This window comes from Luteimonas vadosa (genome assembly GCF_039543545.1).
Taxonomy (GTDB): domain Bacteria; phylum Pseudomonadota; class Gammaproteobacteria; order Xanthomonadales; family Xanthomonadaceae; genus Luteimonas; species Luteimonas vadosa.
This window is the reverse complement of record NZ_BAABJY010000001.1, coordinates 235,852-256,383: the sequence shown is the minus strand read 5'-3', so window position 1 is coordinate 256,383 and position 20,532 is coordinate 235,852. Positions and strand designations below refer to the sequence as shown.

General features: G+C 68.5%; 23 protein-coding genes. 19 read left to right on the top strand and 4 right to left on the bottom strand.

Translation table 11 applies throughout. The features are described 5' to 3' along the window. Positions 1–11 precede the first annotated feature (11 nt). On the top strand, positions 12–1,592 hold the full coding sequence (locus ABD970_RS01150) for an AbgT family transporter (RefSeq protein ID WP_345293664.1): 1,581 nt from the start codon (positions 12–14) through the stop codon (positions 1,590–1,592). Positions 1,593–1,724: 132 nt separating this feature from the next. After that, on the top strand, positions 1,725–3,308 hold the full coding sequence (locus tag ABD970_RS01145) for a peptide MFS transporter (RefSeq protein WP_345293663.1): 1,584 nt from the start codon (positions 1,725–1,727) through the stop codon (positions 3,306–3,308). Between the two features lie 122 nt (positions 3,309–3,430). Here ABD970_RS01145 and ABD970_RS01140 read toward each other — a convergent pair whose 3' ends face one another. Beyond that, positions 3,431–3,943 (bottom strand): MarR family winged helix-turn-helix transcriptional regulator, encoded by a 513-nt coding sequence (locus ABD970_RS01140; protein WP_345293662.1) that lies wholly within the window; start codon positions 3,941–3,943, stop codon positions 3,431–3,433. A 174-nt stretch (positions 3,944–4,117) separates the two neighbouring features. Between ABD970_RS01140 and hppD the strand changes: the two genes are divergently transcribed. From hppD to ABD970_RS01065, 15 genes are all read left to right on the top strand, one after another. Next, entirely contained in the window at positions 4,118–5,212 is a 1,095-nt protein-coding gene (hppD, locus tag ABD970_RS01135) for a 4-hydroxyphenylpyruvate dioxygenase (RefSeq protein ID WP_345293661.1), read from the top strand. Between the two features lie 186 nt (positions 5,213–5,398). After that, on the top strand, positions 5,399–6,691 hold the full coding sequence (gene hmgA, locus ABD970_RS01130) for a homogentisate 1,2-dioxygenase (protein ID WP_345294530.1): 1,293 nt from the start codon (positions 5,399–5,401) through the stop codon (positions 6,689–6,691). 77 nt (positions 6,692–6,768) lie between these two features. Continuing rightward, positions 6,769–7,404, top strand: coding sequence for a lectin (locus tag ABD970_RS01125; protein WP_345293660.1), 636 nt, complete (start codon positions 6,769–6,771; stop codon positions 7,402–7,404). 98 nt (positions 7,405–7,502) lie between these two features. Continuing rightward, positions 7,503–8,468 (top strand): sodium:calcium antiporter, encoded by a 966-nt coding sequence (locus tag ABD970_RS01120; protein ID WP_345293659.1) that lies wholly within the window; start codon positions 7,503–7,505, stop codon positions 8,466–8,468. A gap of 239 nt (positions 8,469–8,707) precedes the next feature. After that, positions 8,708–9,571 carry an NAD-dependent epimerase/dehydratase family protein gene (locus ABD970_RS01115; protein WP_345293658.1) on the top strand — a complete coding sequence of 288 codons (864 nt, stop codon included), beginning with the start codon at positions 8,708–8,710 and terminating at the stop codon, positions 9,569–9,571. A gap of 30 nt (positions 9,572–9,601) precedes the next feature. Next, entirely contained in the window at positions 9,602–10,078 is a 477-nt protein-coding gene (locus ABD970_RS01110; protein WP_345293657.1) for a Na+/H+ antiporter subunit E, read from the top strand. Beyond that, positions 10,075–10,368, top strand: a complete 294-nt coding sequence (locus ABD970_RS01105; RefSeq protein WP_345293656.1) for an MrpF/PhaF family protein — start codon at positions 10,075–10,077, stop codon at positions 10,366–10,368. The genes ABD970_RS01110 and ABD970_RS01105 overlap by 4 nt, the downstream gene beginning before the upstream one ends. After that, positions 10,355–10,675, top strand: a complete 321-nt coding sequence (gene mnhG / locus ABD970_RS01100; protein WP_345293655.1) for a monovalent cation/H(+) antiporter subunit G — start codon at positions 10,355–10,357, stop codon at positions 10,673–10,675. Before ABD970_RS01105 ends, mnhG begins: the two co-directional genes overlap by 14 nt. Beyond that, on the top strand, positions 10,672–11,229 hold the full coding sequence (locus ABD970_RS01095; RefSeq protein WP_345293654.1) for a DUF4040 domain-containing protein: 558 nt from the start codon (positions 10,672–10,674) through the stop codon (positions 11,227–11,229). The genes mnhG and ABD970_RS01095 overlap by 4 nt, the downstream gene beginning before the upstream one ends. Further along, entirely contained in the window at positions 11,219–11,671 is a 453-nt protein-coding gene (locus ABD970_RS01090; RefSeq protein ID WP_345293653.1) for a Na(+)/H(+) antiporter subunit B, read from the top strand. The genes ABD970_RS01095 and ABD970_RS01090 overlap by 11 nt, the downstream gene beginning before the upstream one ends. After that, positions 11,668–12,027, top strand: coding sequence for a cation:proton antiporter subunit C (locus ABD970_RS01085; protein ID WP_345293652.1), 360 nt, complete (start codon positions 11,668–11,670; stop codon positions 12,025–12,027). The genes ABD970_RS01090 and ABD970_RS01085 overlap by 4 nt, the downstream gene beginning before the upstream one ends. Continuing rightward, the gene (locus ABD970_RS01080) at positions 12,024–13,499 is read left to right on the top strand and encodes a monovalent cation/H+ antiporter subunit D family protein (RefSeq protein WP_345293651.1); all 1,476 of its coding nucleotides are present in this window, start codon (positions 12,024–12,026) and stop codon (positions 13,497–13,499) included. The genes ABD970_RS01085 and ABD970_RS01080 overlap by 4 nt, the downstream gene beginning before the upstream one ends. Next, positions 13,496–14,950, top strand: a complete 1,455-nt coding sequence (locus ABD970_RS01075) for a proton-conducting transporter transmembrane domain-containing protein (protein ID WP_345293650.1) — start codon at positions 13,496–13,498, stop codon at positions 14,948–14,950. The genes ABD970_RS01080 and ABD970_RS01075 overlap by 4 nt, the downstream gene beginning before the upstream one ends. Positions 14,951–14,953: 3 nt before the next feature. Next, positions 14,954–15,202 (top strand): hypothetical protein, encoded by a 249-nt coding sequence (locus tag ABD970_RS01070; protein ID WP_345293649.1) that lies wholly within the window; start codon positions 14,954–14,956, stop codon positions 15,200–15,202. Beyond that, on the top strand, positions 15,195–16,868 hold the full coding sequence (locus tag ABD970_RS01065; RefSeq protein WP_345293648.1) for a Na(+)/H(+) antiporter subunit D: 1,674 nt from the start codon (positions 15,195–15,197) through the stop codon (positions 16,866–16,868). Before ABD970_RS01070 ends, ABD970_RS01065 begins: the two co-directional genes overlap by 8 nt. A gap of 10 nt (positions 16,869–16,878) precedes the next feature. Here ABD970_RS01065 and ABD970_RS01060 read toward each other — a convergent pair whose 3' ends face one another. The 3 genes from ABD970_RS01060 to ABD970_RS01050 form a co-directional block, all read right to left on the bottom strand. Next, on the bottom strand, positions 16,879–17,841 hold the full coding sequence (locus ABD970_RS01060; RefSeq protein WP_345293647.1) for a DMT family transporter: 963 nt from the start codon (positions 17,839–17,841) through the stop codon (positions 16,879–16,881). 57 nt (positions 17,842–17,898) lie between these two features. Continuing rightward, positions 17,899–18,399, bottom strand: a complete 501-nt coding sequence (locus ABD970_RS01055) for an Mpo1 family 2-hydroxy fatty acid dioxygenase (RefSeq protein ID WP_345293646.1) — start codon at positions 18,397–18,399, stop codon at positions 17,899–17,901. A gap of 61 nt (positions 18,400–18,460) precedes the next feature. Further along, positions 18,461–19,390, bottom strand: a complete 930-nt coding sequence (locus ABD970_RS01050) for a phosphoribosylaminoimidazolesuccinocarboxamide synthase (protein ID WP_345294529.1) — start codon at positions 19,388–19,390, stop codon at positions 18,461–18,463. 93 nt (positions 19,391–19,483) lie between these two features. Between ABD970_RS01050 and ABD970_RS01045 the strand changes: the two genes are divergently transcribed. Continuing rightward, positions 19,484–19,819, top strand: a complete 336-nt coding sequence (locus ABD970_RS01045) for a J domain-containing protein (protein ID WP_345293645.1) — start codon at positions 19,484–19,486, stop codon at positions 19,817–19,819. A 27-nt stretch (positions 19,820–19,846) separates the two neighbouring features. Then, complete coding sequence (rpe, locus tag ABD970_RS01040) at positions 19,847–20,524, top strand: ribulose-phosphate 3-epimerase (protein ID WP_345293644.1); 678 nt, start codon at positions 19,847–19,849, stop codon at positions 20,522–20,524. The last annotated feature ends 8 nt before the right edge of the window (positions 20,525–20,532 follow it).

Below are 20,532 nucleotides of genomic sequence, written 5' to 3'. Positions count from 1 at the left end.
GGGGAGTCCGCATGAACCTGCCCAGCCCGGAGGCCGCGCCGCGCGGCCTGGTGACCCGCATGCTCGATGCCATCGAGCGCGTCGGCAACAAGCTGCCGGACCCGGCGATGCTGTTCCTGATCCTGATGCTCGCCACGTGGGCGATCTCGGCGCTGCTGGCCAACGTCAGCTTCAGCGAGATCGACCCGCGCAGCGGCGAGGCGATCGCGATCAACAACCTGCTCGCGGGCACCAGCCTCACCGCGTTCATGGCGACCATGGTGTCGACCTTCGTCAACTTCGCCCCGTTGGGGGTGGTGCTGGTGGCGATGCTGGGCCTCGGGGTGGCCGAACACACCGGCTTCATCAACGCCGCGCTGCGCGCGATGCTCTCGGTGACGCCGAAGGCGCTGCTCACGCCGATGGTGATCGCGGTCGGCATCCTCAGCCACGTCGCGGTCGACGCCGGTTACGTGCTGGTGATCCCGCTGGGCGCGGTGATCTTCTATGCCGCCGGGCGCCATCCGCTGGCGGGAATCGCCGCGGCTTTCGCCGGCGTCTCGGGCGGGTTCTCGGCGACGTTCTTCGTGCCCTCCAGCCTCGACCCGCTGCTGTCCGGCCTGACCCAGGAAGCCGCGCACATCCTCGATCCGTCGGTGGTGGTCAACCCGCTCAACAACTATTTCTTCACCACTGCCTCGACCTTCCTGATCATCGCGGTGGGCTGGTTCCTGACCGACCGCGTGATCGAGCCGAGGCTGCGCGACACCGTCGTCGACGCCGACCGCGGCCAGCTGCCGACCATGGATGCCTTGCAGCCGAAGGAGCGCAAGGGGCTGTGGCTGGCGATGCTGGCGATGCTGTTGTCGGTAGTGGCGTTGGTGCTCACTGCGCTGCCCGCGGACTCGGCCTGGCGCGCGTCCGGCGACGTGCCGCCGGAGGCGGTCGGGCAGCTGCTGGTGGCGCAGGCGCCACTCATGCGTTCGATCGTGGCGCTGATCTTCGTGTTCTTCCTCATCCCGGGCGTGGTCTACGGCTACGTCGCCGGCACGGTCAAGACACACCGCGACGTCATCGCCGGCATGACCAAGGCGATGAGCGGGATGGGCTACTACATCGTGATGGCTTTCTTCGCCGCGCAGTTCATCTACGCCTTCGCGCAGAGCAACCTCGGCGCGCTGGTGGCGATCAAGGGTGCGAACGGACTCGAGGCGATGGGCCTTCCGATGGGCGTCACGCTCGCGGGGGTGGTGCTGCTGTCGGGCTTCGTGAACCTGATGGTGGGCTCGGCCTCGGCGAAGTGGGCGCTGATCGGCGCGATCATGGTGCCGATGCTGATGCAGCTGGGCGTGTCCCCGGACTTCACCCAGGCCGCCTACCGCGTCGGCGACTCCAGCACCAACATCATCACCCCGCTGATGCCGTACTTCCCGCTGATCGTGGTGTTCTGCCAGCGCTACGTGACCTCGGCCGGGATCGGCACCCTGCTGGCGTTGATGCTGCCGTTCGCGATCACGCTGCTGGTGGTGTGGACGGCGTTCCTGCTCGGGTTCTGGGCGCTGGGCATCCCGCTGGGGCTGGGCGCCAGCTACGCCTATCCCGTGGCCGGCTGAACGCGTCGTGGCGCCGCCCGCGGGCGGCGCAGCGGTTCAACGCTATTTCACAATCCGCCTTGGCGGGTTAGGGTAAATACTCCACGAGGCCGCCCGCACGGGCGGCCGATCACCGTTTGGGAGTAGCGAGCCTTGGCCACCAATCCTGCCCACGTCGACGAAGGCAAGACCTTCCTCGGCCATCCGCGCGGTCTGTTCGTCCTGTTCTTCGCCGAGATGTGGGAGCGCTTCTCCTACTACGGCATGCGGGCGCTGCTGATCTTCTACCTCGTCCAGCACTGGATGTTCTCCGACAGCGAGGCCTCGGTCATCTACGGCGCCTACACGGCGCTGGTCTACATCACGCCGGTGGTCGGTGGTTACCTGGCCGATCGTTACCTCGGGCAGCGCAAGGCGGTGCTGTTCGGCGCGGTATTGCTGACCTTCGGCCACTTCCTGATGGCCTTCGAGGGCACGGGCGGCGGACAGGCCGACCCGGCGATCAACATGTTCTGGCTGGCGCTGTCGTTCATCATCGTCGGCTCGGGCTTCCTGAAGGCCAACATCTCGGTGATCGTGGGGCAGCTCTATGCACGCACCGACATCCGCCGCGACCCGGCGTACACGATCTTCTACATGGGCATCAACCTGGGTGCTGCGCTGGGCTCGCTGATCGCCGGCTACCTCGGCCAGACCTACGGCTGGAAGTACGGCTTCGGCGCCGCCGGCATCGGCATGCTGCTGGGCCTGATCGTGTTCGTCATCGGCAAGCCGACCCTGCTGGGGCGCGGCGAGTCGAGCAATCCCGCACGGCTCGAGCAGAAGACGCTGGGAATCAAGTTCGAGTGGCTGCTCTATGCGCTGAGCTTCGCCGCGGTGGGCCTGGTGTGGATCCTGATCCAGTACCAGTCCCTGGTCGGCGGCCTGCTGATGGGCGCCGGTGCGATCCTGGTCGGCTACATCCTCTACACCGCGGTGTTCAAGCTGCCCAAGGACGATCGGGATCGCATCTTCGCGGCCCTGTACCTGATCTTCGGCTCGATCCTGTTCTGGGCCCTGTTCGAACAGGCCGGCTCCTCGCTCAACCTGTTCACCGACCGCTCGGTGGATCGCAACCTGTTCGGCTTCGACGTGCCGGCATCGATGTTCCAGTCGATCAATGCGATCTACATCGTGCTGCTGGGACCGGTGTTCGCGATGCTGTGGACCTGGCTGGCACGTCGCGGCCTTGAACCATCGTCGCCCGCCAAGTTCGGACTGGGCATCGTGCAGCTGGGCCTGGGCTTCCTGGTGCTGGTCGCGGGTGCGACGGCCGCCGGAACCGGCAACCTGACCCCGGTGATCTTCATCTTCCTGATCTACCTGCTGCACACCACGGGCGAGCTGTGCCTGTCGCCGGTCGGGCTGTCGGCCATGAACCGGCTGGCCCCGGCGCACCTGGCGGGCCTGATCATGGGCACTTGGTTCTTCGCGTCGGCCACCGGCAATTTCGCCGCGGGCCTGATCGCGGCCGCCGCGGGTGCCGAAGGCGCCGGACCGGAACAGGTGATCGACGTCTATTCCCGCGTCGGCTGGATCGCCGTGGGCGTGGGCGTGGGCATGATCGTGATCGCGCCCCTGGTCAAGCGGCTGATGCACCTCGATCGGCTCAGGGACGCCGAGCCCCACCTGGCGGGCCAAGAGGAGATCGGCGAGCCGCAAGCCGCCGGACTGCATACCGAACGCGAGTTGAAGTAACCGCTGGCGACCACGACCGGTGCGTCCGCCGGTCGGGCCAGCAGCGACGGGGCGGCCTTGGCCGCCCCGTTCGCGTTCCGCGGTTTGTTGGCGGCACGCGGCCCGTCGCCGCCGTGGCGGGGTCAGGGATGGGCGGACTCGGCCTGCAGTTCCAGCTCGTCCAGGCGGTCGAGCAGGCGGAACAGCAGGGCGCGTTCCTCGCCGTCCATGCCATCGAGCAGGCGTCGCTCGAAAGCCAGCGCGAGGGGCACGATGTCGTCGTGCACCTGGCGTCCCTGCGGACTCAGCGCCAGCACCGAGCGACGGCGGTCGTCGCCGTGGATCTCGCGTTCCAGGAGCCCGCGTTCGGCCAGGCCGGCGACCGCGCGGCTGACCGCGACCTTGTCCATCGCCGTGCGCGCCGCGACTTCGCCGGCCGACAACAGAGGCTGCTGGCCCAGGACCGCCATCACGCGCCATTGGGTCACGCCCACGCCGAAACGTTCGCTGTAGACCCGCGCGATGGCGCTGCTGACGCGGTTGGACAGGACGGAGAGCCGGTAGGGCAGGAAGCGTTCGAGTTCCAGCGCAGGCGCACCGCCCCGTGCGCCGGGAGCGGTTTCGGCGGGACAACGGATCGAACGGGGGGCTGGCATTGTTGCGCTGCGCCTTGCAAATGGTTTCAGATGAAACTATAACCTTGGCCGTGCCCCTGCAAGCCGCGCTGCAACATGACGCGTGGCCGGCGCGGCAGGCATCCTCGGCGACAGTTGCCCGACACCCACCCCCCGACGGCCGCGATGCGGCCGCAGCGAGACAGGAGTTCCCCCATGAGTGCCCAGCCCAACCTCGGCATGACCGTCACCACCTTCGAGAACCCGATGGGCATCGACGGCTTCGAGTTCGTGGAGTTCGCCGCCCCCGAGGGCCAAGGCGAGCTGCTGCACGACTACTTCACCCGCATGGGCTTCACCGCCGTGCTGCAGCACAAGAGCCGGCCGATCACCGTCTACCGCCAGGGCGGCGTCAACTTCCTGGTCAACGAAGATCCCGATTCGTTCGCGGCCGACTTCGCCAAGGCCCATGGCCCCAGCGCATGCGGCTTCGCCATCCGCTTCCGGAAGCCGGCCGACGAGGTCTGCACGACCGTGCTTGGCAACGGCGGCGAGGCGATCGACCACAAGCCGGACACCAAGGCCGTCGATGCGCCCGTGGTCAAGGGCATCGGCGACTGCATGCTCTACCTGGTGGACCGCTACGGCGACAAGGGCAGTATGTACGACGAGGGCTTCCTGCCGGTGCAGGGCGCCGACCAGAACCCGACCGGGTTCGGCCTGACCTTCATCGACCACCTCACCCACAACCTCTACTTCGGCAACATGGCCAAGTGGTCGGACTACTACGAGAAACTGTTCAACTTCCGCGAGATCCGCTACTTCGACATCAAGGGCGCCAAGACCGGCCTGGTGTCCAAGGCCATGACCGCTCCCGACGGCGTGGTGCGCATCCCGCTCAACGAATCGAGCGACCCGAAATCGCAGATCAACGAATACCTCGACACCTACAAGGGCGAGGGGATCCAGCACATCGCCTGCTTCACCGACGACATCTACGACACGGTCGAGAAGATGCGCGAACAGGGGATCGAGTTCCTCGACACGCCGGATACGTACTTCGAGGTCATCGACCAGCGCGTGCCCGACCACGGCGAGGACGTCGCGCGACTGGCCAAGAACAAGATCCTGATCGACGCCGATCCGGAAACGCACAAGCGCAAGCTGCTGCAGATCTTCACCACCAACGCGATCGGCCCGATCTTCTTCGAGATCATCCAGCGCAAGGGCAACGAGGGCTTCGGCGAGGGCAACTTCCAGGCGCTGTTCGAGAGCATCGAGCGCGACCAGATGAAGCGCGGCGTGCTGTAGCAGGGCCCTTTCACCAGCCCTTTTCCCGCGAACGGGAGAGGGGCCAGGAAGCCCATCCCGACAGGGATGGGCAAGGCAGGCGTTGCAGAACCGGAGCAGGGCCAGGAGTTACGCATGAACAAGCGAGAAAACGACAACGTCGTCGCCATCCTGCACCCCACGGGCGAACTGCGGTCCGCCGGCTACCTGTCCGGGTTCGGCAACGAATTCGCGACCGAGGCGATCGAGGGCACCCTGCCGGTGGGCCAGAACTCCCCCCAGCGCGTGGCCTACGGCCTGTACGCGGAACAGTTGTCGGGGACCGCGTTCACCGCGCCGCGCGGCGAGAACCGGCGCAGCTGGCTGTACCGCATCCGGCCGGCGGCGGTGCACGGGACCTTCTCCCCCTACCGGCAGGCCAACGCCTCGGGCGCTTCGCTCCACGAGCGCTTCGACGAGGCGGCGGTGTCGCCCGACCAGATGCGCTGGGACCCGCTGCCGATCCCGGAAACGCCGGTGGATTTCGTTGACGGGCTCTACACCATGGCCGGCAACGGCGGCTCCGCTGCGCAGCACGGCGTCGGAATCCACCTGTATGCCGCCAATGCCTCGATGGACGGACGCTGGTTCTACAGCGCCGACGGCGAATGGCTGGTGGTGCCGCAGCAGGGCCGGCTGGTCATCGCGACCGAGCTGGGCGTGCTCGAAGTGATGCCGCAGGAAATCGCCGTGATCCCGCGCGGCGTGCGGTTCAGCGTGGCGCTGCCCGATGGCCCGTCGCGTGGCTACGTCTGCGAGAACTACGGCGCGATGATGCGCCTGCCCGACCTGGGGCCGATCGGCGCAAACGGCCTGGCGAACCCGCGCGACTTCCTCACTCCGTGCGCGGCCTACGAGGACCGGGAGGGCGACTTCGAGCTGGTCGCCAAGTTCCAGGGCCACCTGTGGCGCGCGGGCATCGGCCATTCGCCGCTGGACGTCGTCGGCTGGCACGGGAACTACGCGCCGTACAAGTACGACCTGCGCCGCTTCAACACCATCGGTTCGATCAGTTTCGACCATCCGGACCCGAGCATCTTCACCGTGCTCACCGCGCCCAGCGACACGCCCGGCACGGCGAACATGGACTTCGCGATCTTCCCGCCGCGCTGGCTGGTGGCGCAGCACACGTTCCGCCCGCCGTGGTTCCATCGCAACGTCGCCAGCGAATTCATGGGCCTGGTGCACGGCGCCTACGACGCCAAGGCCGAGGGCTTCGCGCCCGGCGGCTGTTCGCTGCACAACTGCATGAGCGGACACGGACCGGATGCGGCTACCTTCGAAAAGGCGTCCGGTGCGGACCTGTCCAAGCCCGACGTCATCACCGACACGATGGCCTTCATGTTCGAGACCCGCGCCGTGTTGCGTCCGACCGTGCAGGCAATCGAGGCGGGGCATCGCCAGCGCGACTACCAGGCGTGCTGGGCGGGCCTGCGCAAGCATTTCGACGCGGGAAACTGAGCACGGCCCGCAAGTCTTTTCGCGACGTGTTCACCGGCCGGGGGTAGGCTGGCGCGCCATCACGAGGAGCGAACCGCATGCCCCGACGCCACCTGCCGTTGCCCCTGCTCGCCGCCAGCCTCGTCCTGGGCTTGGCGGCGTGCGACGGGGGTGCGCCGGACACGTCCCTGCCGGCCGACGCCGATGCCGCACCCACTACCGTCGATGCGCCCGCCGCGCCGCCACCGCCGACCAGCGCGTCGCCCGCGCCGGTCGACGAAGGCGCAGCCGGGTACGACGGCTACGGCGAAGCCCGCTTCGGGATGACCGCCGATGCAGTGCGCGCAGCGTGGGAAGGCGCGCTCGCGGCGGTGCCCGACGCAAGCGAGCCTTGCTATTTCCTCTACCCTGCCGGCAATGCCACCCCGGCCGATTTCGCGATGATGATCGAGGGCGACCGTTTCGTGCGTTACTCGGTGGGGCGCGGCAACACGGTCGAGACCGCCCCCGGTGGCGGCAAGGTCGGCATGGGTGCGGGCGACGTCGAGGCCCTGTATCCCGGGCGTGTCGCCACCAGCCCGCACAAATACGTCGACGGCGGCCAGTACCTGCGCATCCGGGCCCGAGATGATGGCCCGGGGGTGCTCGTCTTCGAAACCGATGCCGCCGGAAAGGTCACCGAATGGCGCGTCGGCACGCCGCCGCAGGTGGACTACGTCGAAGGCTGTTCGTAATCTCGGCCTGCACCTGAACAGCGAGCCGCATCGCTGCCACATCGCGCACCCGTCCATGGCTGCGCCCGCAACGCCCCACGCAACGGAGGGATCGCGTCATGCTTGAGTCAACCGGACTGTTCCTGCTTGGCCTGCTCCTGCTGGCGCTGGGGGGCGACTCGATCGTCAAGGGCGCCTCGGGACTGGCGCAGCGCCTGGGCGCGTCCCCGTTCGTCGCGGGCCTGCTGCTGGTCGCGTTTGGGACTTCGCTTCCCGAACTGGCGGTCAATGCACGCGCGGTCTGGGCCGGCGTACCCGACCTCGCCCTCGGCAACGCGGTGGGCAGCAACGTCGTCAACGTCGGCCTGACCCTCGGCGCCGCCGCGCTGGCCGCGCCCCTGGTGGTGCGCTGGCGCGCCTTGTCGCCATTGCTGGTCATGCTGATCGTGGCCACCGTGGGCGTGATCGCGCTCGGATGGGACGGCACGCTGTCGCGCCTGGACGGCTTCGTGCTCCTGGCAGCGTTCGTGGCGGTGCTGGCGTTCGCGCTGTCGCGCAGCGGGCGTGAGCAGCCCGAGGTGCGTGCGGCGATCGATGGGTACGCCCAGACGCAGACGGGCCTGGGATTGAACCTGGTCCGCTTCGCGATCGCCATCGCCCTGCTTTATTTCGGCGCGAGGTTCGTGGTGGGCAGCGCTCCGGCCTGGGGCACGGCGCTCGGGATGGAGCCGCTGCTGGCCGGCCTGCTGGTCGTGGCCATCGGCACCGCGCTGCCGGAAGTCGCGGCCGCCGTGGCCGCCGCACGGCGCGGGCAGGGCGACATGGTCGCCGGGCACGTGATCGGCTCGAGCCTGTTCAACCTGCTGGTCATCGTCGGCGGAATGGCGGTGTTCGGCCGCTCGGGCGCGGGCGAGCTCGCGCTGCCGGCGTCCTTCGTGCGCTTCGAATTGCCGGCCGCGCTGGCCTTCGCGCTGATGCTGGTCCCCGTGTTGCGCGGCGACTTCCATGTCAGCCGTCGGGAAGGGGGGATCCTGATGACAGCGTTCGTGGCTTGGGTGGCCTTCGAACTGTTCCTGATGCGCTAAGGCACCGGTCGGTCGTCCATCCACGATGCACCAGCACGGCGTTCCCCGGTTTTCACGGGGCCAGGCTGCGGCGGACCGGCTTGCCGGCGTCCATGGGATTTCGCTCGCGCCTGCCTTGAATGCCGTGGCTCGGTGGCGCATGCCCGCGGTCGTGGGGGACACGTGATGCCAGGGCAGTGGCCCGGGGAGGGCGGACGCGTACCGCCATCCGGCGAGACCGTGCAGCGGGTGCGCCGCGCATGAAGCGGGCCCTGGTCTTCGGCGGCAGCGGGCAAATCGGCACGGCGCTGATCGCGCGCCTGCTCGCCGCCGGTTGGGAGGTGCACGCCGTGTCGCGGCGACCGCGAACAGGCCTGCCGCGCGTGCAGTGGGTGCAGGGGGATTTCGCGTCCATGCCCGTCCTGCCGCGCGCCATCGATGCGATCTACAGCGCCGGCCCGCTGGACCTGTTCTCGTCGTGGTATCCGACGGCGCCGATGGATTGTCCGCAGGTGGTCGCCTTCGGTTCGACCAGCGTGCTTTCAAAGCGTGCCGCGACCGATCCCGGCGAGCGCGCACTGGCGCAACGGCTCTTCGAGGCCGAGGCGCAACTCCGGGAGGCCGCCGCGGCGAAGGGATGCGCGGCCACGCTGCTGAGGCCGACACTGGTCTACGGCCTGGGCCGGGATCGCAACCTGAGCAGCATCGCCGCGTTGGCGCGGCGCACCGGTTTCTTCGTGCTCCCCGCGGGCGCGACCGGACTCCGCCAGCCCGTGCATGTCGAGGACCTCGCGCAGGCGGCCTGCGCCGCTGCCGAGGGTCCCGCGGGGATGCAGCGCGACTATGCGCTGCCCGGGGGAGAAACCTTGCCGTACCGCGAGATGGTGGCGCGGGTGCTCGCGGCGCTGCCGTCCAAGCCGCGTCTTGTCGAACTGCCTTCGCCGCTGTTCCGCCTGCTCCTCGCGGGCGCGCGCGCCGGTGGCGTGCTTCGCGACCTGCCTGGTGGCGCGGTGGCGCGGATGCGGGAGGACCTCGTCTTCGACGACGCGCCCGCGCGGCGCGAACTGGCCTATGCACCGAGGCCATTCCAACCCACGGCCGCGATGTTCGAGGTTTCCGGTTAGGCCGGACGCCTTGCTAAACTGCGGCGGTTCATGCGCAACCTCGCCGCCCTGTTCTTCCTGCTTTCGGTCCTGTGGCTGGCGCTTTCGGGTGTCTACAAGCCGCTGATGCTCGGGCTGGGCCTGGGCTCGGTGCTCTTCACCCTCTGGATGTCCAAGCGCATGGACGTGCTGGGGGTCGCCCACGGGGCGGAATTGTCGGCGTGGCGCCTGCCGCTGTTCTGGGCGTGGCTGGCCTGGCAGGTCGCGCTTTCCTGCGTGCACGTGGCCAGGCTGGTGTTCGTGCCGTCGCGCATCTCGCCGCGCGTGCTGCGCGTCCCCGTGCAGCAGGCGTCGGACGTGGGTCGCGTCACCTACGCCAATTCGATCACGCTGACCCCGGGGACCGTGTCGCTGGTGCTCAACCGCAGCGAGCTGTGCATCCACGCCCTGGACCAGCAGGCCGAAGACGAATTGCGGCGCGAGGGCATGGGCGCCAAGGTGCACTGGCTCGAGCGGGGGCGCAGGTGAGCATCTACGTGCTGGTGGCGCTGGCCATGCTCGGGACGATGGCGCTGGCGCTGGTCCGCGCGCTCAAGGGCCCCACGATCTACGACCGGATCGTGGCGGTCAACGTGTTCGGGACCAAGACGGTGCTGCTGGTCGCGCTGGTGGCGTACATCTCGGGGAACTTCGACCTGATCGACGTCGCCCTGGTCTACGCGCTGGTCAACTTCATTGCCATCGTGGCGGTCCTGAAACTGGTCAAGACGCGCGACCTGGCCAAGGTCGACGAGGGCGATGTCGATGTCGATGCTTGAGATCGTCGCGGGCGCGCTCCTGGCCGGGGGCGGCTTCTTCGGGCTGGTCGGCGGCGCGGGCCTGCTGCGCTTCCCGGACTTCTACAGCCGGCTGCATGCGGCCGGGATCACCGACACGATTTGCGCCCTGCTGGTCATCCTCGGCCTGGCCGTGAGCATCGGCTGGAGCCTGTTGATGCTCAAGCTCCTGATGATCCTGCTCTTCCTCCTGTTCACCGCGCCGACCGCGACGCATGCGCTGGCGCGGGCGGCGGTCGCCGACGGCCTGCGGCCCGAAACCTCGGGAGAACCACCATCGAAGGGTTGATCAACGCGTCGTTGCTGGCGTTCCTGGTGGTGGTGGCGGTCGCGATCATCCGCACCACCGACCTGTTCGTCGCGGTGATGCTGTTCTCGATCTACTCGCTGCTGTCGGCGGTGCTGTTCGTCGTGCTCGATGCCGGCGACGTCGCCTTGACCGAGGCCGCGGTCGGCACGGGCATCTCGACGGTGTTGATGCTGGCGGTGCTGGCGCTGGCGCGGCGCCACGAGCACCATGTCAAGGGCAATACGCCCCACAACATGGTTGCGCTGGTGGTCGTGCTGGCCACGGGTGCGGGGCTGGTCTACGCCAGCCTCGACATGCCGCCGATCGGCGCAGCCGACAACCCGGCGCACGGTGAGGTCGCCCGCTACTACATCGAGCAGGCCTACCCGGATACCGGCGTGCCGAACATGGTCGCCGCCATCCTCGCCAGCTATCGCTCGATCGACACGCTCGGCGAGGTCATGGTGATCCTGACGGCGGCACTGGCCGTGGTGGCGCTGCTGTCCCCGGCGCCGCGCAAGCGCGGCAAGGCGGGGGAGCCCGATGCGCAATAACCTGATCATCCTGCTCGCGGCGCGCATCCTGATCCCGCTGATCATCCTGTTCGCGCTCTATGTCCAGTTCCACGGCGACTATTCGCCTGGGGGCGGGTTCCAGGCGGGCGTGATCTTCGCGGCCGGCTGGATCCTGTTCGCGCTCGTCTATGGCCTGGACCGCGCCCTCGAGGTCATTCCCCTCGCGTGGATGTACCGGCTCATGGCGATGGGCGCGCTGTTGTACGCCGCCGTCGGCCTGGCGGGGGTGGCGCTGGGCGGGCGCTTCCTCGACTTCTACCCCTTGCTCGCGGACCCGCAGTCCGCGCAGCAGGCCGGCATCATGCTGGTCGAGTTCGGCGTCGGGGTGACCGTGGCAAGCGTGATGATGCTGGTGTTCGCGCTGTTCGCCCGGCGCAAGGGCGACTGGGACGACGCGAACGCGGGGCAGGGCGAACCATGATGCTGCTCGGGCATATCAACTACTGGGTCGTCATCGTGCTGATGATGGCCGGGTTCTACTGCGTGATCGCGCGCGGCAACATGATCAAGAAGATCATGGGCCTGACGTTGTTCCAGACATCGGTCTTCGTGCTGTTCATCTCGGTCGGCAAGGTCGTCGGCGGCGCGTCGCCGATCCTGCGCGAAGGCGTGAGCGTGTATTCCAATCCGCTGCCGCACGTGCTGATCCTGACCGCGATCGTGGTGGGCGTGGCCACGACGGCGGTCGGCGCGGCCCTGGCCGTGCGCATCCAGGAGGCCTACGGGACGATCGAGGACGACGTCATCGGCGACCGTGAAAGGAACGACGGGGAATGACCGTCCTGGAACTGATGCCCTTCAGCGTGCTGGTGCCGCTGATCGCCGCACCCGTTTGCGCGCTTCTTCCGGGGCGGGCGCTGCCCTGGCTGCTGGCCATGGCCTGCGTGTTGGCGTCGCTGGCCATCACGGCCCTGGTCCTGCCGGCGGCGGTGGAAGCCCCGTTGTCGTACGCATTCGGCAACTGGCAGCCGCCGATCGGCATCGAGTACCGGGTGGACGCCGTGAACGCGTTCGTGTCGCTGCTGCTGGCCGGTGTCACGGTGCCCATCCTGGCCTGGGGCAAGACGAGCGTGGATCGCGAGGTGCCCGAGCGCCAGGGCGTGTTCTACGCCCTGTTCCTGCTGTGCTTCTCCGGGCTGATGGGCATCACGCTGACCGGCGATGCGTTCAACGTGTTCGTGTTCCTGGAAGTGTCGTCGCTGTCCACCTACGCGCTGATCGCGCTGGGTCGCGACAGGCGCGCGCTGGTGGCGTCGTTCCGCTACCTGGTGATGGGCACGGTCGGCGCGACCTTCTTCCTGATCGGCATCGGGTTCCTGTACATGATGGCCGGGACGCTCAACATGGGCGATCTCGCCGAGCGCCTGCCGGCCATCGAGCAGACCAACACGGTGCGCGCCGCGCTGGCATTCATCGTCGTCGGGCTGGGCCTGAAGATGGCGATGTTCCCGCTGCACCTGTGGCTGCCAAACGCCTACACGTACGCGCCCTCGTTCGTGACCACGTTCCTGGCCGCCACCGCGACCAAGGTCGCGCTGTACGTGATGCTGCGGTTCGTGTTCACGGTGTTCTCGCCGGAGTACAGCTTCGTCGTTGTCCCGCTGTCGGCGATCCTGATGGTGCTGGCGGCGGCGGGGATCCTGGCCGGGTCCTGGGCGGCCCTGTTCGAACTTAACCTCAAGCGCATGCTGGCGTACTCGTCCGTCGCGCAGGTCGGCTACATGTTGCTGGGCGTTTCCCTCGCCACCACCCTCGGCGTGATGTCGGGGCTCCTGCACCTGTTCAACCATGCCCTGATCAAGGCGGCGATGTTCATGGCCCTGGGCACGGTGTATTACCGCATCGGCTCGATCCGGATCGGCGACATCCACGGCCTGGGCCGGTCGATGCCGTGGACGTTCGCCGCGTTCGCACTGGCCGGCCTGAGCCTGGTCGGCGTGCCGCTGACCGCAGGCTTCATCAGCAAGTGGTACCTGATCCTGGCGGTCCTGGAAACCCGTGCGTGGTGGCTCGTCGCGGCGATCGTCGTGCCGTCGCTGATGGCGGTGGTCTATGTCTGGCGCGTGGTCGAGGCGGCCTGGTTCAAGGCGCCACCGGCGGACCGGGAGGCGGTGGCCGAGGCGCCGCTGCGCCTGCTCGTGCCGCTCTGGGTCCTGGTGGCGGCCAACTTCTACTTCGGGATCGATACGCGGTTGACGGTCGGCACCGCCACGCACGCGGCGCAGGTGCTGCTGGGGAACGGCGGATGACGCCGTCCATGGTCATCGCCATCCCCTTCATCGGGGCCCTCGTGATCGCCCTGGCGCACGGCGCGCCGCGACTGCGCCAGCTGGCGGGATGGTTGGCGGCGGCCGCGTTCCTGGCCGGGGTGCTGGGTCAGGTCGGCCCGGTACTGGAAGGCCAGGGCCGCGGGCAGTTGCTGTGGGAAATCGTGCCCGGGCTGCGCATCGCCTTCCGGGTCGAACCGCTGGGGCTGCTGTTCGCGCTGATCGCCGCCACCCTGTGGCCGGTGGCGATGCTGTACGCGAACCGCTACATGGACGCGATGGGCTACAAGCACCTGGGGCGCTTCTTCGCCTGCTATGCCCTTGCCATCGGCTCAGCCGCCGGCGTGGCGTTCGCCGACAACCTGCTGACGCTGTTCGTCTTCTACGAAGTCCTTTCGCTGTCGACCTACCCGCTGGTGACCCACACCGGCACCGAGAACGCGCGCCGCGGCGGCAAGACCTACCTGCTCTACCTGCTGGGCTCCAGCATCTGCTTCCTGCTGGTGGCGATGCTGTGGACCTGGGACGCCGCCGGCACGCTGGATTTCCGCGCCGGCGGGGTGCTGGCGGGCAAGGTCGACGCGCAGTGGCTGCCCTTGCTGGCCGGGCTATTCGTGTTCGGCATCGGCAAGGCGGCGGTCATGCCCATGCATCGCTGGCTGCCCGCGGCGATGGTCGCGCCGGCGCCGGTCAGTGCCTTGCTGCATGCCGTGGCGGTGGTGAAGGCGGGCGTGTTCGCGGTGCTCAAGGTCGCGGTGTACATCTTCGGCGCCGACCTGCTGACACAGACCGGTGCCGGGATCTGGTTGTCGTGGTTCGCCGCCTACACCATCGTCGCCGCCTCGCTGGTGGCGATGACCCGCGACGACCTCAAAGCCCGGCTCGCCTACTCGACCATCTCGCAGCTGTCGTACGTCGTGCTGGGGGCGATGGTGGCCACGCCGCTGGCGATCATCGGCGCGGCGATGCAGGTCGCGGTGCACGCATTCGCCAAGATCACGCTGTTCTTCGGCGCAGGTGCGATCCAGGTCGCCCACGGCTTCAGCCGCGTCAGCCAGCTCGACGGCCTGGGCCGGCACATGCCGTACACCTTCGGTGCGTTCACCGTCGGCACGCTGAGCATCGTCGGGCTGCCGCTGTTCGGCGGCATGTGGGCGAAGTGGTACCTGATCGCGGGCAGCCTGCAGGCGCACCAGTGGGTCCTCGTCGCCGCGCTGCTGCTGAGCTCGCTGCTCAACATCGTCTACCTGCTGGCCATTCCGTTCCGGGCGTTCTTCCTGAAGCCCGCCCCGGGCGTGGCGGGGATCGAGGGCGTCGACGAGGCGCCCTGGCCGCTGCTGGCGGCGATGCTGCTCACGGCGAGCGCCTGCGTGGTGCTGTTCTTCTTTCCCGGGCCGTTGCATCGCCTGGCGGCGATGCTGGTGGAGGCGTGATCGATGCATGACAGCAGCGACATCGGCTGGGCGGACCGCCCACGGAACCAGCGGCTGGTCCGCATCGTCCTCTACGTGGCCTGCCTGGGCTTGCTGATGGCCGAGTTCGTGATCCACCGCCATGCGGGCAACCGGATCGAGGCGCTGCCCCTGGTCTATGCCATCTACGGCTTCGCGGCGCTGATCCTCGCGGTCACGGCCGCCAAGGGACTGCGGATGCTGCTCAAGCGCGACGAAGATTTCTATGATTGAGTTCCACCCCGCCTGGCCCTTCCTCGTAGCCGCGCTCGCCGCGCTGGTCACGCGCGGCTGGCTGCGGACGTTGTTCATGGTCGCGGCCCCGCTCGTGGGCGGCTTGCAGTTCCTCGACATGGAGCTGGGGCAGACGCGCGAACTCCAGGTCCTGGGGCTGACCCTGGTGCCGTACCGAGCCGACGGGCTGAGCTACGTGTTCGGCCTGGCCTTCCACGTCGGGGCATTGCTGTCGATCGTGTTCGCCTTGCGCGTGCGCGACACCCTGCAGCACGTCACCGCCTTGCTCTACGTGGCCTCGGGAATCGGGGTGCTGTTCGCCGGCGACCTGCTGACGCTGTTCCTGTGGTGGGAGGTCATGGGCGTGAGTTCGGCGTTCCTGGTCTTTGCCTCGCGCACGCCCGAGTCGTACCGCGCCGGGTTCCGCTACCTCGTCTACCAGGTGTTGTCGGGCGTGTTGCTGATGGCAGGCGGCGGCTTGCTGTGGATCCAGACCGGGAGCCTCGCCTTCGAGGCCATGGAGCTGGGCTCGGCGGCGAGTTGGCTGATCCTGCTTGCGTTCGGCCTGAAGGCCGGGTTCCCCCTGCTGCATGCCTGGATCCCGGACAGCTACCCGAACGGCACCCCGACCGGATCGGTCTTCCTGTGCATCTTCACCACCAAGGCGGCGATCTATGCGCTGGCCAGGGGCTTCCCCGGCACCGAGCTGCTGATCTACGTCGGCGCGGTGATGACGGTCTTCCCGGTGCTATACGCCATCATCGAGAACGACCTGCGCCGCGTGCTGTCGTACTCGATCATCAACCAGCTCGGCTTCATGGTCGTCGGCATCGGCATCGGCACCGAGCTGTCGCTCAATGGCACCAGCGCGCACGCCTTCGCGCACATCATCTACAAGGCCCTGCTGTTCATGTCGATGGGGGCGCTGCTGCAGCAGGCCGGTACGGCGAAGGCCTCGGAGCTGGGCGGCCTCTACCGGAAGATGCCCTGGACCACCGGTTTCTGCATCGTCGGCGCGGCCTCCATCTCGGCGTTCCCGCTGTTCAGCGGATTCGTCGCGAAGGCGATGGTGATGAGTGCGTTGATCAAGGACGGGCACCTGGTGGTGTGGCTGATGCTCCTGTTCGCGTCGGCGGGCGTGCTGGAGCATTCCGGCATCAAGATCCCGTATTTCGGGTTCTTCTCCCGGTACGGCAATCCCGAGGCCCGCGAGGCGCCGCCGAACATGCTGTTCGCCATGGGCCTGGCCGCGGCGCTGTGCATCGCGATCGGCGTCTGGCCGGTGGCGCTGTACGGGCTGCTGCCCTACGAGATGGTCTATTCCGCCTACGACGCCACGCACGTGCTCACCCAGCTCCAGCTGCTGCTGTTCGCGAGCCTCGCGATCGTGTGGATGCATCGCAGCGGCTATTACCCCGCCGAGATCCCGTCGACCAACCTGGATGTCGACTGGGTGTTCCGGCGCCCCTTGCCGAGGGCGGCGAAGTGGAGTCGCAACGTGCTGTCCGCAGTGCGCGACCGACTGGCCGACATCTGGTCCGCGTTCCTCGCCGGCCTGGGCGGCGGGCGCGTGTCCAACAGCCTGGGGCAGACCTGGCCGATCGGTTCGATGGCGCTATGGGTCGCCATCCTGCTGGCGACGCTGCTGCTGTTCGGACTGCGATGAGCCGGCGGCGCTAGGGGCCGGCCGGGCGAATCGGCGTTCGCGCCTTGGCCTTGGCACGCATCGCGACGCCCAGCACCCCGCCCAGGACCATGGCGCCGCCCAGCAGCAATCGTGGCCCGGGCTCGTCTCCCCAGAACGCGATCCCCAGCCCCACCGCCAGTACCGGGACGAGCAGCAGCCAGGGCGTCACCTGGGCGACCGGATGGCGCTGGATCAGCACGTAGTACAGCCCGTGGCCGAGCAGGGACGAGACGAAGGCGGCGTAGGCCGCGCCGGCCCAGCCGATCCAGCTCGCACGGCGGAGCGCGTCGAAACTCCCGGGCTCGAAGGCCGCGCTGATCGCCAGCAAGGGCAGGAGGCTGAACACCGCTGTCCAGCCCTGCATGCTGAAGACGTCCAGTCCGCGCAGGCCTTTCATCCCGATCGTGCCGACTGCCAGCATGAGCGCCGCCGCCAGCATCGCCGCCAGCGCCCAGGGCTTGGCCAGCACGATCGGATCGAAACCCAGCACCAGCACGCCGGTGAAACTGACCGCGATCGCCAGCCCCGTGCGCCAGCCGAAGCGCTCGCCGAGGAACCACCAGGCCAGCAGGCTGGCCATCGGCACGTAGCTCTGCAGCACGATGGCAGGCGACGACAGGTTGCCGGCCAGCGCGAGCGCCAGGAAGCTCAGGCCGAAGTGGAGCACGCCCACGCAGAGGCAGACCGCGACCAGGCGCGGCCACTGTCCCGGGGCGGGCCGCTTGAGCAAGAACACCAGCGGCACGGCCAGCAGCGCGAAACGCACGGCGGTGAAAAGGAACGGGGGGATTTCCCGCAACGCCAGCGCCGAGGTCAGGAAATTGAACGCCCAGGCCACGCAGATCAGCAGCAGCAGGAGCAGGTCGCGTCTGGGCAGGGATCCGTCGATGGGTGTGGTCCTGGCCGTGGCGTCACGGCGATGGGGGGTGCCGGCGATGGGCGCAGCCGGCATCTACCGTCGCGCCGGATCGAAGCCGGCGCACGCGACGCGACCCGTCGTCCCGGGAAGTCAGTACGTCCAGCCCAGCCTGCGGTAGAGCTTGGACAGCACCCAGGCCGGGCCGATCAACAGGTAGACCAGGTCCGTGAGGAAGCTCGGCTTCTTGCCTTCGATCTTGTGGCCAATGAACTGCGCGATCCATGCCGCCACGAATACCGCGAGCGCCAGCGCCACCAGGCCACCCGTGCCGAGCACGCCGTGCAGCCACCACGTCGGCACCGCGAGCACCACGAACAGCGCCAGCATGCCCAGCCCCAGCTTGCGCGAGGCGCGGTAATAGAACAGCCAGGCCGCGAACATGGCCACCACCGCCCAGATCCCCGGCTTGAACAGCGTCCCGGGCGCGGGGATGCACCACAGCAGCGCGATCACGCTCCACAGGATCGCCGGCACCGCGAACACGTGGATGGCCTGGTTGGTGTCGTTGACGTGGTCGCCGGAGTAGCTGGCGAACCAGCGGTCGATCGGGCGTTCGGGCGTGCGGTCAGTGGATTCGGCGTGGGCATTCACGGCGCGGCTCCGGGATGGGCTGGCGCCAGCATACCGCCAGCGAGCAGCACGCCGCGCCTGCTCAATCGACCGAGAGCCCGGCCAGCTTCTGCAGCGCCTCGGCGTACTTGGCACGCGTCCGCGCGATGATTTCCGCGGGCAGCGCAGGCCCGGGCGCGGTCTTGTCCCAGTCGAGCGTCTCCAGGTAGTCGCGCACGAACTGCTTGTCGTAACTCGGCGGGCTCGTGCCGACCTCGTATTGATCGGCGGGCCAATAGCGCGAGGAATCGGGGGTCAGCATCTCGTCCATGACGTGCAGGCGGCCGTCGCGATCCAGCCCGAACTCGAACTTGGTGTCGGCCAGCAGGATGCCGCGTTGCGCGGCGTAGTCGGCGGCGAATGCGTACAGGCGCAAGGTGGCATCCCGGACCTGCTCGGCGAGTTCGCCACCGACGGCCTTGACCATCGCGTCGAAGTCGATGTTCTCGTCGTGGTCCCCGGCCGCGGCCTTGGTCGACGGGGTGAAGATTGGCTGCGGCAGCCGCTCCGCCTGGCGCAGGCCGTCGGGCAGCGCGATGCCGCTGACCCGGCCGGTGCGCTGGTAGTCCTTCCATCCGCTGCCGATCAGGTAGCCGCGGGCGATGGCCTCGACCGGCAACGGCTTGAGCTTCTTCGTCACGACGGCGCGCTGCACGTAAGGCGCAGCCTCGACGCCGGGCGGCAACACGGACGCGACATCGATGCCGGTGAGGTGGTTGCGCATCAGGTGTTCCGTGCGTGCGAACCAGAAGTTGCTGATCTGGCAGAGCATCTCGCCCTTGCCGGGGATGGGGTCGGGCAGCACGACGTCGAAGGCGGAGAGCCGGTCGGTGGCGACGATCAGCAGGTACTCGCCGGGACCGGCCGCGCCGGCCGGGATCCGCGACGGGTCCAGGTCGAAGACATCGCGCACCTTGCCGCGATGGCGCAGGGCCATTCCGGGGAGTTCGGCATTGAGCAGGGTGGTCGCCAAGGGCAGCCGCTCGCGCAAGGGGCCGGCTAGTGTATTAGCAGGCCGCCCCGGCTGCATGCGGCCGTGGCGGCCTCGTGCCCTACACTGTGGGCCATGACGCGCTGGTACGGAAAACTCCTCGGCTTCATCGCCGGCTGGCTGTTGCTGCGCCATCCCGGCGGCGGCCTGATCGGGTTGCTGATCGGGCATGCCTTCGACGCCGACTGGTTCGGATTGGGCCGCAGCCGCGACCAGTCGTACCGCGTGCTGGGCGTGACCCGCGAGGCCAGCGATGCCGAGGTCGACCAGGCCTACCGGCGGCTGATCGCCCAATACCATCCCGACCGCCTGTCCGGCGCCGCCCCCGAGCTGCGCGAGCAGGCGGAGGCCAGGGCGCGCGAAATCAATGGCGCCTACCAGCAGGTCAAGGCCGAGCGCGGCCGCAAGTGACCTGATCGATTGCCACAGGACCCTGCCGTGAACGACTGCATCATCGCCCCGTCGATCCTCTCCGCCGATTTCGCCCGCCTCGGCCAGGAAGTCGACGAGGTCATCGCCGCCGGTGCCGACTGGGTGCACTTCGACGTCATGGACAACCACTACGTCCCCAACCTGACCATCGGCCCGCTGGTCTGCGAGGCGTTGCGCAAGCACGGCGTGACCGCGCCGATCGACGTGCACCTGATGGTCGAACCGGTGGATCGCCTGGTGCCCGATTTCGCGAAAGCGGGCGCCACGCTGGTCAGTTTCCATCCCGAGGCCAGCCGGCACGTGCATCGCACCGTGCAGCTGATCAAGGCCGAGGGCTGCCAGGCCGGCCTGGTGCTGAACCCGGCGACGCCGGTCGAGGTGCTCGACTATGTCCTGGAGGAGCTCGACCTGGTGCTGCTGATGTCGGTCAACCCCGGCTTCGGCGGGCAGGCCTTCATCCCGTCCGCGCTGGAGAAACTCAAGGCGGTGCGCGCGCGCATCGACGCCTGCGGCAAGCCGATCCGGCTGGAAATCGACGGCGGCGTGAAGCCAGACAACATCGGCGCGATCGCCGCCGCTGGCGCCGACACCTTCGTCGCCGGGTCGGCGATCTTCGGCCAGCGCGATTACGCCGACGTCATCCGGCGCATGCGGCAGGCGGTGACGGACGCGCGCCGCAAGTAGGCCGCGGG